General features: G+C 63.1%; 12 protein-coding genes and 1 tRNA gene. 7 read left to right on the top strand and 6 right to left on the bottom strand.

Features of this window, described 5'->3' with window-relative positions:
* Positions 1–180: 180 nt before the first annotated feature.
* On the bottom strand, positions 181–810 hold the full coding sequence (locus EOA49_RS22775) for an invasion associated locus B family protein (protein ID WP_095777677.1): 630 nt from the start codon (positions 808–810) through the stop codon (positions 181–183).
* Between the two features lie 285 nt (positions 811–1,095).
* On the opposite strand from EOA49_RS22775, the gene EOA49_RS22770 reads away from it, so the two are divergent.
* The 4 genes from EOA49_RS22770 to mgtE all read left to right on the top strand — a co-directional run bounded on the left by EOA49_RS22770 (position 1,096) and on the right by mgtE (position 7,754).
* Positions 1,096–2,916, top strand: a complete 1,821-nt coding sequence (locus EOA49_RS22770; RefSeq protein ID WP_127243360.1) for an extracellular solute-binding protein — start codon at positions 1,096–1,098, stop codon at positions 2,914–2,916.
* A 41-nt stretch (positions 2,917–2,957) separates the two neighbouring features.
* On the top strand, positions 2,958–3,638 hold the full coding sequence (locus EOA49_RS22765) for a DsbA family protein (RefSeq protein ID WP_127240583.1): 681 nt from the start codon (positions 2,958–2,960) through the stop codon (positions 3,636–3,638).
* A 494-nt stretch (positions 3,639–4,132) separates the two neighbouring features.
* Positions 4,133–6,022: an ABC transporter ATP-binding protein/permease gene (locus tag EOA49_RS22760; RefSeq protein WP_164746761.1), complete on the top strand. Its 1,890-nt coding sequence runs from the start codon at positions 4,133–4,135 to the stop codon at positions 6,020–6,022.
* Positions 6,023–6,398: 376 nt separating this feature from the next.
* Positions 6,399–7,754, top strand: coding sequence for a magnesium transporter (gene mgtE, locus EOA49_RS22755; protein ID WP_127240582.1), 1,356 nt, complete (start codon positions 6,399–6,401; stop codon positions 7,752–7,754).
* Positions 7,755–7,806: 52 nt separating this feature from the next.
* Here mgtE and gor read toward each other — a convergent pair whose 3' ends face one another.
* From gor to rpiA, 3 genes are all read right to left on the bottom strand, one after another.
* Positions 7,807–9,195 (bottom strand): glutathione-disulfide reductase, encoded by a 1,389-nt coding sequence (gor, locus tag EOA49_RS22750; RefSeq protein WP_127240581.1) that lies wholly within the window; start codon positions 9,193–9,195, stop codon positions 7,807–7,809.
* Positions 9,196–9,310: 115 nt separating this feature from the next.
* Positions 9,311–9,946 carry a DUF2059 domain-containing protein gene (locus EOA49_RS22745; protein WP_095830088.1) on the bottom strand — a complete coding sequence of 212 codons (636 nt, stop codon included), beginning with the start codon at positions 9,944–9,946 and terminating at the stop codon, positions 9,311–9,313.
* A complete protein-coding gene (rpiA, locus tag EOA49_RS22740) occupies positions 9,933–10,664 on the bottom strand; it encodes a ribose-5-phosphate isomerase RpiA (protein WP_127240584.1) in 732 nt (243 codons plus the stop codon). Before rpiA ends, EOA49_RS22745 begins: the two co-directional genes overlap by 14 nt.
* A 153-nt stretch (positions 10,665–10,817) precedes the next feature.
* Between rpiA and EOA49_RS22735 the strand changes: the two genes are divergently transcribed.
* Together EOA49_RS22735 and EOA49_RS22730 are read left to right on the top strand one after the other, a co-directional pair.
* Positions 10,818–11,498 (top strand): phosphoglycolate phosphatase, encoded by a 681-nt coding sequence (locus EOA49_RS22735; RefSeq protein WP_066989841.1) that lies wholly within the window; start codon positions 10,818–10,820, stop codon positions 11,496–11,498.
* Positions 11,499–11,624: 126 nt separating this feature from the next.
* Positions 11,625–11,699 (top strand) — tRNA-Val (locus EOA49_RS22730).
* Between the two features lie 85 nt (positions 11,700–11,784).
* Here the strand turns inward: EOA49_RS22730 and EOA49_RS32780 are convergent.
* Positions 11,785–11,955, bottom strand: a complete 171-nt coding sequence (locus tag EOA49_RS32780; RefSeq protein ID WP_164746760.1) for a hypothetical protein — start codon at positions 11,953–11,955, stop codon at positions 11,785–11,787.
* A 654-nt stretch (positions 11,956–12,609) separates the two neighbouring features.
* On the opposite strand from EOA49_RS32780, the gene EOA49_RS22725 reads away from it, so the two are divergent.
* Positions 12,610–13,296, top strand: coding sequence for a Crp/Fnr family transcriptional regulator (locus EOA49_RS22725; protein ID WP_067320180.1), 687 nt, complete (start codon positions 12,610–12,612; stop codon positions 13,294–13,296).
* A 16-nt stretch (positions 13,297–13,312) separates the two neighbouring features.
* On the opposite strand, the gene EOA49_RS22720 is transcribed toward EOA49_RS22725, so the two are convergent.
* Positions 13,313–17,264 (bottom strand): cytochrome P450 (locus EOA49_RS22720; protein WP_127243359.1); only part of this gene is annotated, 3,952 nt, incomplete at its 5' end.

The following is a 17,264-nucleotide window of genomic DNA, read 5'->3' as shown; positions in this document are numbered from 1 at the left end:
GATCGGCCGGAACCAGCTGATCCAACGTCACCATCTCAAGCGCGGTCTGTTCAGGGGCGGGTCGCTTCAACATGACCCAGTGAATCAAAAACCCCCGGCAAACGCCAGGGGTTTGTCAGCAGTCTGAGCGGGGCGCCTGCCCCGCTCGCTTTTTAGCATGCTGGAGAAACGCTCCAACAATCAGTTGGCGGTCTTCGCCTTGTCCTGCTCTTCCTTAAGCTTCTTGGCGAAGTCCTGGTTGTTCTTGGCGACGAAGTCCTGCAGCTTCTTTTGGCGGTCCTCGATGTCCGACTGCTGCAGCGGCGGGCCGTCATAGGCGCCGCTGAAGCCCGTCAGCGCAACCTTGATCGGGTTCGGCTGGTTCTGGAAATTGACCGAGGTGAGCGTGATCTGCTGGCCCTTCTTGAAGGACGCGACAAGCTGGTCGGTCAGCGGCACTTCGGCCACGCAGCGATCCGGGAAGCAGATCACATAGTCGAGCTTCTGCGCCTTGCCGGAATCGATTTGCAGGCCGATGCCCGGAGGAACGAGACGGCCGGTCGGCACCGTCACCTGGAACACCTTACGGTTCACTTTGCCCTTGAGCTCGATCAGGCTGACGCCGGTGACGAGCTGGCCATTGCCGGCTGTGACGATGTTCTGCACGTTGCAGATATCGACGTCTTCCTGCTTGGTGCAGGCCTTGAACCAGCCCTGCGGAATCTGCGGCGGCTGCTGCGCGGAAGCGGTGAAAAGCCCGGCGCCCAGAACGCCGACCACGCCTGCGGCCAGCACCGAAAGGCGATACGCGTTGCTCGTCATATGGTGCACTTTCCTCTCAAATGATCCCGGGGACCGGCTTCTTCCTGCCGTGTGGTCCCGCTACCTGTTGCCCAAATGAGGCAACAGCATGACTTCGGAGCGCGTGTTACACCGCCAGCGGCGCCGAATCCAGCCCGGTTTCCGCGTTTTCTTGCCGCGTTCTCCTGCCCTGGACGAGCCTCATCGGCGATGCGTCGACTGAACCCAAGCGACCGGCGCGCGCCGATTCAATCGGGGAGCGAAATGCTCTAGGGTGCATGTCGAATCACCAAGCTGCCCGGCAAGGAGACGGTCATGGACCGCGTTCTCGTTCGGCTGATCGCCGCGACCTCGTTTCTGGCTCTCTCGCTGCTTCCGGCTTTGTCGGAATCGAAGCACGGCATCGCCATGCAGGGCGAGCCGGCGCTGCCTGCGGACTATACGCATTTCGACTACGTCAATCCCGATGCGCCGAAGGGCGGCAGCGTCACCTATTGCGTCGTCGGCAGTTTCGACAATCTCAACCCCTTCATCCTGAAGAGCCTGCGCACCACCGCGCGCGGCATGATCGACACGGTCTACGGCAACCTGGTCTTCGAGCCGTTGATGCAGCGCAACTACAACGAGCCCTTCAGCCTCTACGGCCTGCTCGCCGACAGCGCCGACATGGACCCGGATCGCAAGAGCATCGAGTTCCACCTCAATCCCAATGCCAAATGGTCGGACGGCCAGCCTGTGACGCCGGAGGACGTGCTGTTCACCTACGATGTCTTCAAGGACAAGGGCCGCCCGCCTTACAGCGATCGCATGAGCATGATCGCCAGGCTGGAGAAGACCGGCGACCACAGCGTGAAGTTCACCTTCAACGAAAAGGCCAATCGCGAATTTCCGCTGATCGTCGCGCTGACGCCGATCATCCCCAAGCACGCCTTCGACAAGGAGACTTTCGACAAGACCACGCTGAAGCCGCTGACCGGCAGCGGCCCCTATACCGTGGACAAGGTGCAGCCTGGGCAGCGCATCGTGTTCAAGCGCAATCCCAATTATTGGGGCAAGGACATCCCATCGAAGCGCGGCTTCGACAATTTCGACCAGATCACCATCGAGTATTTCCTCAACGCCAACGCCAAGACGGAAGCGTTCAAGAAAGGCATCTGTGCCCTCGACGACGAGACCGATCCGGTCAAGCGCGACCGCGATATCGACTTCCCGGCCTTTCGCAAGGGTGATGTGAAGCAGGAATATTTCGACACCGGTATTCCGCCGGTGGTGACGGGCTTCCTGTTCAACACCAGGCTGCCGAAGTTTTCCAATCCGGTCGTGCGGCGTGCGCTCGGCATGCTCTACGACTTCGAATGGGCCAACAAAAACCTGTTCGCCGGCAAGTTCAATCGAACCATGAGCTTCTGGCAGAACTCGGAATTGTCCGCGCTCGGCCATCCCGCCGACGAGCGGGAGAAGGCGCTGCTTGCCCCCTACCCCGGCCGCGTCCCTGCCGAGGTGATGGACGGAACCTGGCGGCCGCCGGTCACCGACGGCTCCGGCCAGGACCGCAAGGTGCTGCGAGCGGCTTTCGAGCTCCTGAAAAGCGCTGGCTATCACGTAGAGGACGGCCGGATGCTCGACCCTGAAGGCAATCCCTTCGGCTTCGAGATCATGACGTCATCGCAGGACGAGGAGCGGCTTGCGGCTCTCTATCAGCGCACGCTGGAGAAGATCGGCATCGATGTAACCATCCGCGGCCTCGACGGCGATCAAATCCAGTCGCGCAAGCAGCGCTTCGACTTCGAGGTACTGATCGGCACAAGCGGTTTCAACAATTCGCTCTCGCCCGGCAGCGAGCAGGTGGGACGCTGGGGATCCGTCGCCGCCAAGCAGGAGGGTTCATTCAACCTGGCCGGCGTCGCCGATCCCGCGGTCGACGCGGCGATCAACGCGATGTTGAATGCGCGCACGAAGGAAGACTATGTCGCCGCGGTGCGCGTTCTCGATCGGCTGCTGATATCGGGCAACTACATGGTGCCCATGCAATACAACACGCAGCAGTGGCTGGCTTACTGGAGCTACCTGGAACATCCGCAAAAGACGCCCATATTCGGCTATCAGCTGCCGACATGGTGGCGAAAGCCCAACTGACGCGATCCCCCGCCTGACACGGACCAAGCAAGGAGACGAGCATGAGCGCGGAGAACTCGATCACCATCGATGTGGTGTCGGATGTCGTCTGTCCCTGGTGCTTCATCGGCCAGAAGCGGCTGGACAGGGCGGTCGCCGCTGCCGGCGATATCGACGTGCACGTGCGCTGGCGGCCGTTCCAGCTCGATCCGACCATTCCGCAAGGCGGCATGGTTCGCCGCGAATACATGCTGGGCAAATTCGGCAGCGAAGAACGCATCCAGCAGATCCATGCGCGCATTGAGCCGCTCGGCGAGGCGGAAGGGATCCATTTCGCCTTCGGCGCCATCAAGGTCGCTCCCAACACGCTGGACGCCCACCGCGTTATCCGTTGGGCGGGGCCTGCCGGCGAGGACGTGCAGAACCGGTTGGTGCGACGCCTCTTCCAGCTGAATTTCGAGGAAGGCGCCAATCTCGGCGACCATGCCGTCCTAACCGAAGCCGCCCGCGAAGCCGGCATGGACGGTTCCGTGGTCGAGACGCTGCTGCCCACGGATGCCGATGTCGAGGCGGTGCGCAACGAGATCGCCACCGCCTCGCGCATGGGCATCACCGGCGTGCCCTGTTTCCTGCTCGAAGGCAAATATGCCGTTATGGGCGCGCAGGACGCCGACACGCTGGCCGATGCTATCCGCCAGATCGCTGCGGCCAAGGCGCGCGGTGAGCTCGAAACGGCGGGCTAAATCAAGTCGCATCACCCCTCCGCCCAGCCGACGCGGAAGCCCGTGATGACTGCTGAGAGAGATTCCCGCGGACTACGGCGGTTGATTCAAGGTAACCCCAGGTCTCCTGAAGGGACTTTTCGAGCCCTTCAACCATGGACCGGCCGCGCATCGGGCTGAATATTCCTTCACAAAACCGTGTTTTTGGCTTCCCCTGGGGAAAGTCCTTTCCAGCCGAAACTCTGTTCCCAACCGGCTGAACCAAAACACGAATTCCCCTCCGATAGATATTAGCCGGCAAAGCTTTTCTGTTGCCTTCATGCCACGGCCGGTAACCCTGTTCCCATTCGGGGGAAGAAAATTAATGGAAAATGATCAATTGGTGTTACCATGTGTAACAAAACAGGAAAGATTCGGGCGGGATCGTGATTCGGGTCGGTAGACCGCGACGTACAGTACCGGAGCAAACATCCAGCGAGGCGGCAAGGCCCTCGCCCCTGACGCCGGTATCGTCGATGCGCACATTCTGGGGACTGATGCGAGCCTACTGGTTCTCCGACCGGTGGAAGGAAGCCTGGACCCTTACCCTCGTCATCGCGCTGCTGACAGCGCTCTCCAGCAAGGCTGGCGTGTGGTTTGCCATGGCATCGGGCGAGCTGGTGAATTCGATCGCCTTCTTCCACGACGCCGCCAATATCAATCCGCTCCAGACGCTTCTGACCAATGCCGGCATATTGGTGCTGTTGGTCGTGCTCAAGGACGCCGGCTTCACCGGAGTACGCAATCTGGTTTCCGCAACCTTGCATCGCAAATGGCGGGGCTGGCTGAACAGCCAATTCAACCGAGCGCTGCTCGACGGCAACCATACCCATTTCCATGCCCAGCATGGCTCGGTTGCCGGCGGTATCGTCGCTCCCGACAACATCGACCAGCGCATCCAGGAATCGATCAAGGACATGACGGGCGGCGCCATCGGCCTCGCCATGGGCGTGCTGGGCGTGGCGACGTCGCTTTATTTCGTCGGCGAGAATTTGATCGGGGCCTCGGTGGAGGTCAAAGGGCTGGAGTTCCTCGGCAGCTACGGCAGTGCCGTGCTGGCCTTTCTGGCGGTCGCGACCTACGTGCCGCTCAACACCTGGATTGCGGTGAAGCTCGGCGGCCTGCTCGAACGTCTCAACATCCGCATGCAACAGGCCGAAGGCAGTTATCGCAGCGAATTGACGACCTTCCTGCGCCGCAGCTTCCACGTCGCCGCCTCACACGGCGAGGATGTGCAGAAGACGATGCACGACAAGCTCTATGTCGACATCGACAAGACCTGGGGGCGGCTGAACGTCGTCAACACCAGCTACATGTCGTTCGAGCTGATCTACAATTTCATCGGCGCCCGCATCGTTTCCTACGGACCCGGTCTCGTGCCGTTCATTCACAACGGCTTCGATCTCAAGGGCTACATAACCGGCTCTGAAATGGTCGCGCAGCTGATCAGCCAGTGTTCGTGGTTCATCCATGTCATGCCCGCGATCGCCACGCTTAGGGCCAACAGCCAGCGTGTAACCGAGCTCGCCAGCGCCATCGAGAACGTCCAGCAGCCGCAGGAGTTCTATCGCCAGACCGGCCGCTCGGACTTCAGCTATGCCACGCAAAATCCCGTCTTCGGCCTGACCATCCAGAAGCTGGAGCTGGCGCATCAGGGCGAGGACGCAACGCCCTTCCTGAGCGCCGCCAACCTGCGCTTCCGCCGCGCCGAGTGGACATTCCTCAAGGGTGAGTCCGGCTGCGGCAAGACCTCGCTGATCAAGGCAATCAATGGTCTGTGGCCCTATGGCCGCGGCACCATCGTGTTCCCGGAAGGGGTAACGAGCTTCTATGCCGCCCAGGAGGTCAAGCTGCAGCAGGTCTCGCTGAAGCAGCTCGTCTGTCTGCCGGGTTCGGAAAACGATCACACCGACGTGCTGGTAGCGGCCGCCCTGCACAAGGCCGGCCTCGGCGAATTCATTGGGCACCTGGCCGATGAGAGCCGCGAAGGCAAGCTCTGGGATCAGGTTCTGTCAGGCGGGCAGAAGCAGAAGCTGGTGGTAGCCCGCATCATCCTGCAGCAGCCGGGACTGCTCTTCCTCGACGAAGCGACCGGCGCTCTCGACCCCGAAGGCAAGATCGCCTTCCACGAAGCGATCAAGGTCAATTGCCCGGATGTAACCGTGATCAGCGTGATGCACGAGGCCGTTCCGCCGCGGTCGCTTTCCGGAGAGGAATTCTATCATAGCGTCGTGGCGATCTCCGATGGCGTCGCGACCAAGAAGCCGCTCGCTCCCGCTCTGCCGCGCGAGCTCACGACGATCCTCGCGCAGCCCCGGCCGGCCGAGGACAAATGGTTGCGCTTCCGGCGGCTCAAGCAGAAATAGCAATCAGTCCAGCCCTGGTCCGTCGCCTCGGCAGCGGCCACTGTCGATCACAGTCTCGCGATCCGGCAATGCTTCGCTCATTTTCAGCGCTCGTCGCGATTGACTCGGCAAAACGCGCTCCTATGTTGCGCCCGCTCGCAGATTTGAAATCTACAGCGCCACGCGCCCTTCGGACGCGTAAGGGACGCTGTAGAATCTTAGAATTGCGCATGATCCTTTCGAAAATCGGAGCCGATTTTTCGGGGAGTCATGCGCTACCCCGCGAGCAGAAAGGTCAAACCCGCCATGCCTGGCGACAGTCACAGTCGAACGCAACCGCCGTCCGCCTTGACGTGACCTGACGGCTCACGTCCTGCCGGACGGCAAGGAGTGAGCCATGAATGAATTCGCATCCGTATTGGACGACGAAGCGGTCGCCGTCGCCCGTGTTCTTGCCAACGACCACGTCGCGGACGTCGTCGAAGCCCTCAACCGCGTGACGGCCATCGAGCTGCTCTGCGCGGTGCCGTTCGAGCGGTTGGTCGAAATCTTCGACCAGCCGGAGCTCGAAAGCGCGCCGGAACTCGCCGCAGCCCTGCCGCGCGCGAAAGCAGGCAAGCTGCTCACCGCCATGTCGGTCGACCGCGCAGCCGACATCCTGCGCGAGCTCGATGAGCCTGCGCGCTCGGAACTGCTTGGCGCGCTTGCCCCACCGCTGCGCGCGACGCTGCTTTCGATTCTCGGTTATCCCGAAGGCAGCGCCGCCTCGATCATGACGACCGAGTTCGTCAGCGTGCCTTCGGACTGGACCGTCGGCCGCACGCTCGACCACATCCGCAAAGTCGAGCGCACGCGCGAGACCGTCTATGCGATTTACATCACCGACAAGGAGACGCAGCTCCTGCTGCGGGCGACGGGCTTGCGCCGGCTGATCACCGGCGAGCCTCTGGACTCGATCCTGTCGGTGGCGCCGGATCGCATGCCGGTCACGGTCACGCCGCTGACCGATCGCGAAACGCTGGCGCAGACGATCTCCAAATACGATCTGCTCGCCCTGCCGGTTGTGGATCACGGCAAGATCCTCGGCATCGTCACCATCGACGACATCATCGACACCATGGTCGAGGAAACGACCGAAGACGTTCATCGTTTCGGCGGCATGGAGGCGCTGGACGAGCCCTATATGAAGATGGGCTTTCTCGCCATGATCCAGAAGCGGGCCGGCTGGCTATGCGCACTGTTCCTCAGCGAGATGCTCACGGCGAACGCCATGCAGAGCTACGAGGGCGAGTTGGAGAAGGCGATCGTGCTCACCCTCTTCATCCCGCTGATCATGAGCTCGGGCGGCAATTCCGGCTCGCAGGCGACCTCGCTCGTCATCCGCGCGCTGGCACTGCGCGAGATCGGCCTTCGCGACTGGTGGCGTGTCGCCTTGCGCGAGCTGCCGACCGGTTTGGTGCTCGGCTCGATCCTCGGCATAGTCGGCATCTGCCGCATCGCGCTCTGGCAGTATTTCGGCTTCTACGACTATGGCCCGCATTGGATGCTGATCGCGGCAACGGTGGGCGCGGCGCTGGTCGGCATCGTGACCTTCGGCTCGCTGTCGGGATCGATGCTGCCTTTCGCGCTGAAGCGCATCGGCTTCGATCCGGCAAGCGCCTCGGCACCGTTCGTCGCCACGCTGGTCGATGTCACCGGGCTGGTGATCTATTTCTCGGTGGCTCTGGTGATCCTGCGCGGCACGCTCCTCTAGCCAAGAAGCTTCGCGCCGTCGGCATGGCCGGCGGCGCCTTCCCGGCTTGGCTTCAAACGCGCTCGCCGTTCTTCACGCGATAGGTCGGCTTGTACATGGTGACCAGCTCCTCCGCCGCTGTCGGGTGGACGGCCATGGTGCGGTCGAAATCGTCCTTGCTCAGCCCCGCCTTCAGCGGAATGCCGAGCAGCTGCGCCATCTCGCCGGCGTCCGGTCCCAGGATATGGGCGCCGAGCACTTTCCGCGACGCGCCGTCGACCACCAGCTTCATCAGCATCTTTTCGTCACGGCCCGACAGCGTGTGCCGCATGGGACGGAAAGACGCGCGATGGATCTCGATGTCGGGGAAGCGCTTGACGGCCTCGTCCTCGGATAGGCCAACGGTGCCGATCTCGGGCTGCGAAAACACGGCCGTCGGAATGGTATCATGGTCTGGCGCTGTCGGATTGCCTTTCAAGGCTGTCTCGATGAAACACATCGCTTCGTGGATGGCCACCGGCGTCAGTTGCACGCGGTGGGTGACGTCGCCGATCGCCCAGATATTGTCGATGCTGGTGCGGGAAAATTCATCGACGATGATCGCGCCGGTCTTGCCGAGCTCCATGCCGATGCCTTCGAGTCCCATATTCTCCGTGTTCGGGATGCGGCCGATCGCCAGCATGACCTGGTCGACGGTCAGCGTCTGGCCACTGGAGAGCAGCACGTCCAGTCTGCCCTCAGCGGTCTTGCGCACCCATTCCGAGATCGAACGGCAGAGGATCCTGATCCCCTTCTTCTCCATTGTCTCGTGCAGCGAGCGGCGAAGGTCCATATCGAAGCGCGAAAGAATTTCTTGGCCACGGTAGACCAGCGTGGTGTCGACGCCCAGTCCATGAAAGATGTTGGCGAATTCGACGGCGATATAGCCGCCGCCCTCGATCATGATCGCCTTCGGCAATTCCTTGAGATCGAAGGCTTCGTTGGAGAAGATGCAATATTCGTGGCCGGAAAGCGCCGGGTGCGGAGCCGGACGGCCGCCCGTGGCGATCAGGATCTGGTCGGCGCTGACGGTGCGGTCTTCGGCAGTGAGATAGACGGAATGCGGATCGACCAGCACGGCGCGCGAGTGGAAGGCCTCGCCGCCCGCACCTTCGACATTCCTCTTGTAGATCGCCTCCAGCCTGGCGATCTCCCTGTCCTTGTTGGCGACCAGCGTCGGCCAGTCGAAGCTTGCCTCGGGCACCATCCAGCCATAGCCGGCGGCATCGGCGAAATGTTCGGGGAATTGCGAGGCATAGACATAAAGTTTCTTCGGCACGCAGCCGCGGATGACGCAAGTACCGCCATAGCGATACTCCTCGGCAATGGCGACGCGCTTGCCGAGCGAGGCAGCCACACGGGCCGCCCTCACCCCGCCGGAGCCGCCGCCGATGACGAAGAGATCATAGTCGTAACCGGCCATCGAAAGGACTCCTGCGCAATGGAAGTGTGTCACAGGTAGGCGGACAGCAGGCAAAAGAAAAGCCCGGAAATCCGGGCTCTTCTGGTCAAGTCGGCCGTCGGCCGCTTGAAACGGATCAGTTCTGCGAATTGTCGGCAGGAGCCGAGTTGTCGGCAGGAGCCTGGTCGTCTGCAGGCGCCGAATTATCGGCAGGAGCGGAGCCGTCGGCAGGAGCGGTCGCATCCTTCGCAGGCTTGGCCGGAGCCGCGGCCTTTGCGGCGGCGGCGAGCGTTTCGCCGACCTGCTGGGCGAGGTCGCGGGCGACCCCGTTCTGCCAAATGTCGGCCGCCTTCACCAGGTCGCGCGTGACCGCCGGGCCGCTGTCGAGCAGCTTCTTGCCGGCTTCCGAGCTGTAGAAAGTGGCGATATCGTTGAGGTCCTTTTCGGAAAACACCTTGGCGTAGGCGAGCGCCGCCTCCTTCTCCAGGTCGGCGCGGCGCGCCGCCAAGCCCATGGCCTTTTCGGTGACCGTCTTGCCGATCAGTTCCTGCATGTCGGGGTTCTTCTGGATCAGCTGGTTCTCAAGCGCGGCCGCCGCCTGCGGCAGGATATTGTCGAACGGGTCGGTAGCGTGGATAGCCGCAACTGCGGCCCGTGCGGCCTTCAGATGCGATTCGCTGATATCCTGCGAAAACGCCGGCGAGGACAGCGCAAGCACCGCTGAGGCCGCCAGAATGGTCGAAAGGCGGCGAACCCGTTTATGCAACATCATGGTCGATAGAACTCCCTGGTTTTCGGGCGGCATGGACGGTTTGGATGCCGTCGCCGCCGGCGATGACGGCGGTTGACGCCAGCCCGATGAATAGACCGTGCTCGACAACGCCTGGAATGGCGAAGAGAGCATTCGAAAGCGCTCTTGTATCCGGAATGCGGCCAAAAGATGCATCGAGGATAAAGTGGCCGCCGTCTGTAACAAATGGCTGCTCCCCCGTCATCCTCAATGTCACCGGGCCGGCAAGGCCGAGGCTTGCCGCCGCCGCGCCGACCGCGATCTCGGTGGCGCGCAGGCCGAACTTGTTGACCTCGATCGGCAGCGGGAAACGGCCGAGCGTCTCGACCATCTTGGACTGGTCGGCAATCACGATCATGCGCTGCGACGCCGCCGCGACGATCTTCTCGCGCAGCAGCGCCCCGCCCCCACCCTTGATCAACGTCAGCGCGGGATCGATCTCGTCGGCGCCGTCGATGGTGAGGTCGAGCTCCGGCGTTTCCTCGAGCGTCGACAGCGGCACGCCAAGCTCGCGGCAGAGTGCCGCGGTGCGCTCGGATGTGGGCACGCCGATGACGCTGAGGCCGGTCGCGACCTTTTCGGCGAGCAGCCGGACGAACTCGTCGGCGGTCGTGCCCGTGCCGATGCCGAGCCGCATGCCGCTGCTGACATGGGCGAGCGCCGCACGCGCGGCCTCGACCTTCAACTGCCTTGCGTCCATGCCGCTCCTGTCCCCGATTTCCATGGTTTGGCGCGCCTCCTAGCATTTTTGCCTGTCCCGTCAAAGGCTCTGCCTGTGGACCGATGGAGGCGGCTTGCTTGACCACCGCCCAGCTTGTATCGGCTGCTGAACCTCAATCATTCAGGACTGGCCATGACCCGACCGATCATCGTGTTCGACCTCGACGGGACGCTCATCGACACTGCGCCGGATCTGCTCGACAGCCTCAACCACAGCCTGGCGGCCGCGGAGCTGGCCGCGGTCGACCAAGCCGGCTTCAAGCGCTACGTCGGCCATGGCGGCCGCGTGATGATCGAACGCGCGCATGCGGCGCAAAACAAGGCGCTGATGGCGGAAGAGCACGACCGGCTGCTGAAGCTTTTCCTGGACCACTACACGATCAACATTCCAGGCAAGTCCCGCCCCTATCCCGGCGTGGTCGCGGCTCTCGACCACTTCCAGGCCGCCGGTTATCTGATGGCGGTTTGCACCAACAAGTATGAAGCGAATTCGGCGACGCTGATCGGCGCGCTCGGTCTCGACAAATACTTTGCCGCGATCTGCGGCCAGGACACTTTTGCCTTCCGCAAACCCGACCCGCGCCATCTGACCGAAACCATCAAACTGGCTGGCGGCGATCCGCACAACGCCCTGATGGTCGGCGATTCGCAGACCGACATCGACACCGCGAAGGCGGCCGGTATTCCGGTGGTGGCGGTCGATTTCGGCTATACGGATCGTCATGTGCGCGAGTTCGAACCGACGCTGGTGATCTCGCATTTCGACACGCTGACGCCGGAATTGGCCCAGCGTCTGATCGCGGCGGCGCGCTGAGCGGCGGCTCAGATCGAGCCGGCAGGAACCTGAAATCGATCCGCAGGATAACGACGGCACATTGCCTTGACTTCGCGCACCCGCCTCCCTTATATCGCGGCTCGCTTCAGCCTTCGGGCAACGAGCGGGCGATTAGCTCAGCGGGAGAGCACACCCTTCACACGGGTGGGGTCGCAGGTTCAATCCCTGCATCGCCCACCATCCAACTTCCTGAAAGTTGGATGATCCGGCCGCGATGAACCTCTTCAATTTCGTGCAGCGGGACAGCTCGCGTCCGGGAGGCCGCTTAGATCAGGCCTCGGCGCACATTCAAATGCGTTACTCCCGTCACCAGAATGGCGCCGGTCATGAAGTAGAGCGTGGCTATGATGTTGCCCTGATGGAAATGCAGCCCGGCAAACAGCAGAGCCATAACCACGGCAAGAAATGCGATTACACGCGAGAAGTTATCGGGCATGGGGCAGCGAACCTATGCAAATAGGATGGATAGCCGCCCTCAATCAGCCGCGTGCTCCATAGATCGGTTTTCGATTTTCCGCAATTGCCTTTTGAAGCACTGCCGCAGTGTGGTGCCTGCTGCGGGCGGTGTCGACAGCCGGGCCGCTGCCCTTGTTGCCGACATTGCATTCGAAGGCGCTGAGTTCGATCGGGGTCGTCGGCCTGGCCCATGCAGGGCGGCGGCAAGCCGCTGCTGGACAATGGCGACGGTTCTGTGATCGCCTTCACATACGCCGCGGAGGCATCGCGCACAGATATTGCACCGGTGGTACTGGCTTCTGCTTCAATGCATGGGCTCCAACGGCCTCCGGGCCTGAAAGCTCGGCAGGGAGTTTCGATCACCTAGCCATTTTCAGATTTGCTGTTCGCGCGCGTCGGTCGCCTCCCGCCACGCGCGCGAACGGCGTTTCGTAGTTCGGTTCGCGTCCGCCAGCGCGCTCCGGTTTCCCGCTGCAAGGGACCGTTGCCGGACAATTTGATGCCGGCAGCGCACGTCTGGCGCCCGATCTACAAAGGCCGTCGTGTGTTGCCGCAATCGCACCAAAGGAGACAGGCCTTGATCGAGCATGCACTTGTCATACAATTTCCGCTCAACGAGAGGCGGAACCGCATCATGTCCACAGCCAGCGCAGACGACAGGAGCACCCTGCCGCGTCTGGCGCGGATCGATCCGCGCCAGTTCGATTTGCTGTTCGGCGGCTGCAAGGTCGAACGTTATGCCGCCGGTCAGCACCTGTTCGTCCAGGAGGACGCATCCGACCGCATCTACGGCGTGATGAGCGGCACGGTCGAGATTTCGCTCTATTCACCGGGCGGGCAGAAGCTGGTGGCCAATATCGAGCTGTCGCGCAGCCTGATCGGCGAGATCGGCGCGCTCGACGGACGCCCGCGCACGGCAACCGCCATTTGCCTCACCGCATGCGAGCTGGTTTCTCTCAGTCGCACGCAACTCTTTGATCGCATTGAAAAAAATCCACCGCTAGCGCGCGCCATGATCGAGCTGCTGTGCACGCGGCTGCGCTGGGTCAGCGGCGAGCTTGGCGACCAGGCCTTCTTCGGCATCGAGGCCCGGCTGGCGAAACGGCTGGTGTTCCTCAGCGGCGTCATGGCCGACCCCGCCGGCTGGATCCCAATTTCGCAATCGGAACTCGGCGAATTCCTCGGCGCGACGCGCGAGTCGGTCAACAAGACGCTCAACGACTGGCGCAACCGGCACATGATCGACATCAAACGCGGCGGGCTGCGCATCACAAATGCCGCCGCGCTGAACCACATCGCCGCTTCGCAGGACGACGACTGAACGATTCTGACCCGAATCAGAGCCGCGAAATCAGGTAGCGCAGCGCGGACCGGCTCGGCATGAAGAAGTAGCCGCCGCCTTTCGTGGTGACGAATTGCGGCATGTCCCTGAGCACCGTCACCTTTTCCCAGGACGGAATCGAGAATCGGCCTCCGCCGTCGCGCGCGCCGATCGTCGGATCCTTTTCGCCGACAAGGCCTTGGAACGAGCTCGACGAGACCCAGGTCTGCTGAATGAACTCGTATTGGCGTTCGATGTCGGCGTTGAGGCACATGAAGAGAAGCCCCTTCTCGACCTTCCCGCTGCAGTCCTTCTTCTCATAGGTGCGGCCGACGCGCAGGATGCGGTGGCGCTTGCCGATCCTGATCTGCGTCTCGCGATCCTCGCCAAGCGAGTCGCGCGGATTGGAACGGCGTATGTGCGAGCCGAGCGGACAGCGATGCCCCTGCGGGTCCTCGGCGCCGAGCGCGAAGTCGTTGTCGACGCCACGACCCGGGCGGCCATCGGGGTTGCGCACCAGCGAACTGCCGTCCTGCCAGCGGCCGAGCATCTTGGCCGCGACCCAGCGCGGCGTGATGGCGTTGTCGCCGGTCTCGCGCGCAGCCCGCGCGGCGGCATGCTTGCAATAGTCATCGAATAACTCGACATGCTGCTCGAACTGGCGCACGACCAGGAACGAGCCGTTGCGGCCGAAATCGCGCGGCGGCGGGGGCTGGCCGGGGATCTGCCGGTTGCGCCGCACCTGAGACAGGATGCCGGTGCGATCCTGTGCTGCCCGGACGGAGGGCGAGGCTGGATAGAACCCATGCTCGTCGCGATAGCCGAACAGGAACTCGCCCGGCGCGACCAGGTGCATCGGCGCGGCACCCTTGCTGGCGCGCGACGTACCCCTGACGATCGGCTGCGAGACGCCGTCGGCAAAGCCGAAATGCTCGTAGGCGCGGGCGCGCTCCGGCTTGCCGTCGTTGCCGGCATGTTGCGTTGTCCCACCGTCCTTCTTTGGCTCGCGGTTCACGACAAGCGGCAATTCGGCAACGATCTTCATCCCCGCGCCTGTCGTCTTTCGCTTCGCGGCCGCAACCTCCCCCTTCAGTACCGCCGGCTCCGCGGCGTAGCAGATGACGACTGCGTCGACCGGCGCCGTGGCCGAACCCCACTGCCATTTCTCAGGCGCATCGGGGCCGGTGTCGTCGAGGATGCGGCTGCGCTCTGGATTGCCCATGCCGTGGCGAAAGGCAGCTGGGAATGTGTCCAGCGGATCGTCGTCGACGCCGCCCTTCAGCCCAAGACGGCGCAAACCGTCGGGACCGAAGGCCACCGTCATGGCGCGTCCGGCCGGCACGCCGTCGCCGAAACTGGTCTTGTCGATGACGAAGTCCAGCCACGCTCTGCGTTGCATGGCCGGCAGTTCTTCCGGCACCCGGATCGCCAGCATATGCGCGTGGCCAAGCGCGCCGAACGGGCCGAAGAAAATGGATTGGATCTCGCCGGCTTCCAGTTCTTCCACGGGCGAAGGCGCCGGTTCACGGCCGACGGTTGCAGCCGGCCTTGCCTGCGGCCGCTGCAGCGAGCCGAACAGGCTCACCCAGTTGCGGGCCTCGCTGCCGGTGGCGGAAGCAATGCCGCGCCGGATCTTCGAGTTGATACGGATGCGCGCGGTGTTGAGATGCGGATAGGCAGAGTACCAGAACAGCGTCGACACCTGCTGACGCCGCGCCCAGCGCTTGAAGCGGTCCCCGTCGCGCGCGCCGTCGAGGAAGAGCCAACGCGTGCGCGGGTAGCCTTCCGTGTTGCTCCATACGCCGGTCAGGCCCTCTGAGGCCTTGGCGATGAAGTCCTCGAGATAGCTTTCCCAGCTGCCGCCATAGTTGGAGAAGAACATCAGCTTGTCGGTGCCCGGCAGCAGCACCCAGCGGGCGAAGTGAATGGTGTTTATGGTGGCGAGGAACCCCGGCTTGAACACCTTCTGCGCCGATATCGAGATCAGGTAGAAGGAAAGCCTTAGCGCCAGCCGCCGCAAGGTGCCGGCCTTCATCGTCGATATCGCGGTGAGATGGTTTTGCGCGCAGTGGTCCTCATTGGCGAGGATCCTGTCCAGCGCGCCGAGATCGATCGGCGTGCTCTGCGTCCGGTCCTTGTCCTCAAGGCGCCGCAGGCTGAGGAAGCACAAGCCGATGAACAGCAGGGCTATCGCGAGCAGCCCCAGCACCGCCAGCAGAAGCGCGGTGCCGGCAATTGCGACGTTGGTGAAGGTGACACCGTGCGGATTGCCGAACACGAGCACATAGGTCATGCGCCAGCAGGCAAGTATGACGATCGCGACGGTGGCGAGCACAGCCGGCGCAAGCAGCGTCGTCGTCAAGGCTCGCCACCAGCGGCCCGGAGGCCGCTCCAGCAGGCTCTCAGCCGGCTCGAAGGCCCAGCCGAACTTTCCTAGCGACTGGGCATGCCGGCGCGCCTCGGTGAGCACAGCAAGGGCGTTGCCAATACCCGCTCGCGGCTTTTCGACGATCTCGCGCACGCTGTCGGCGAGCTCTGCCTCGGCCAGGATGCGGCGCACCGAATGGCCAGGCGTTCCGGAAAAAACCAGCCCTGCCGTGCTGCCGAAGGACGGCGAGATCTCGATGTGATGCTTCTTCAGGAAGTCCTGCAGCGAAGAGTCGTCGGGCAGACCGCACACGGCCCTTAAGATCGGCCGCAGGCGGTGGCCTATGGCCTGCGTGATGGCACCGATGACATCGTCGGTGCTGCCGTCGCCGGAGATTTCGAGTACGAGCGCGCCCGTCTCGAGGTCCGATTTCTCGTCCCTGCCGGTGGCGGCGACAGCCAGGCTGGCGAAGTGGACCGTGCCGACATTGTCGAGCGCATTGCCCACCTCGTCGATCGCCGGGTTGCCAAGTGCGCCGACCTTGTCGCGCACGGCATCCAGCGGCACCGCACGCCTGATCGGGCAAACCACGGTGACCATCGACTGGTCGACCGTGCGGCAAAGCGGCGAGCGCTCGAAATCGACCTTGAGGCTGGCCGGATAGGCGCCGACATTGACCATCTTGCCGGCTCTGCCGCGCGCGCGGCGGAGCTTGGGCTTGCTGAACAGGGCGCGAATGCATTCGCCGATCTGAATGCGAGCGATCTCGGCCCCGATGCACAGATGAATGCCGTGGCCGAACACCATGTAATCGCGATAAGGCCGCGAGGTGTCGAATTGGTTTGGCCTTTGCACGATTTCCGGATCGAACATGGCGGAAAGCGTCGCCGGCATGACGACCGTTCCGGCCTTCACAAGGCGCTCTCGCCGCGTGCCTTGGCCGATGACCGCGTTACGGGCGGTGTAGCGCCACGGACCAACCCAGATCGGCTTGAAGCGCATGGCTTCCAGGATCGCCCGATCGAGTTTGCCGGTACCGCCCGCTGCAATGGCTGCGTCGACAGCCTGCCTTGCATCTGACCGCGACAGGATGACGTCCAGGCAATTGCCGCCGGCAAGCACATTGGTCGGAACGAAGCCGGCAATCATGCCGAGCATGATCGAATGGATGTCCGGCTGCGATAGGCGCCCTTGATCCATGAGCGCGACGAGGCGCGCCAGCGGCCGTTCGTCCTTCCCTCCCCTGTCCCTGATCGCGGCAATCGAGCGGTCGATGACCTTGATCAGACGATCGCCGCCGACGATCGCGAGCTGACGTGTCGTTGGGCTCGCTGTCGGATCGGAAAAGAACAGCGCGCTGAGCGCGATCGACCAGTCGGCGAATTCGGTTTCATCGTCGATCTCGAGGCCGAAATAGTCGCGACAGATGCGTACCGGAACGATCTTCATCAGCCCGCCGATGGCGTCGAAGCCGGGGCTGGCCCGGGTCATGATGTCGCGCGAATGACGCTCGGCGATCGGCCTGACGGCGGCTTCGACTTCCGCCGGCGGAAAGGCGCTCAGCACGGCCGATTTCATTTGCCGGTAGGCGGCCCCGTCC

The organism is Mesorhizobium sp. M1A.F.Ca.IN.020.04.1.1, from assembly GCF_003997315.1.
Classification (GTDB): Bacteria; Pseudomonadota; Alphaproteobacteria; order Rhizobiales; family Rhizobiaceae; genus Mesorhizobium.
This window is presented reverse-complemented; position numbering and strand designations above follow the sequence as displayed.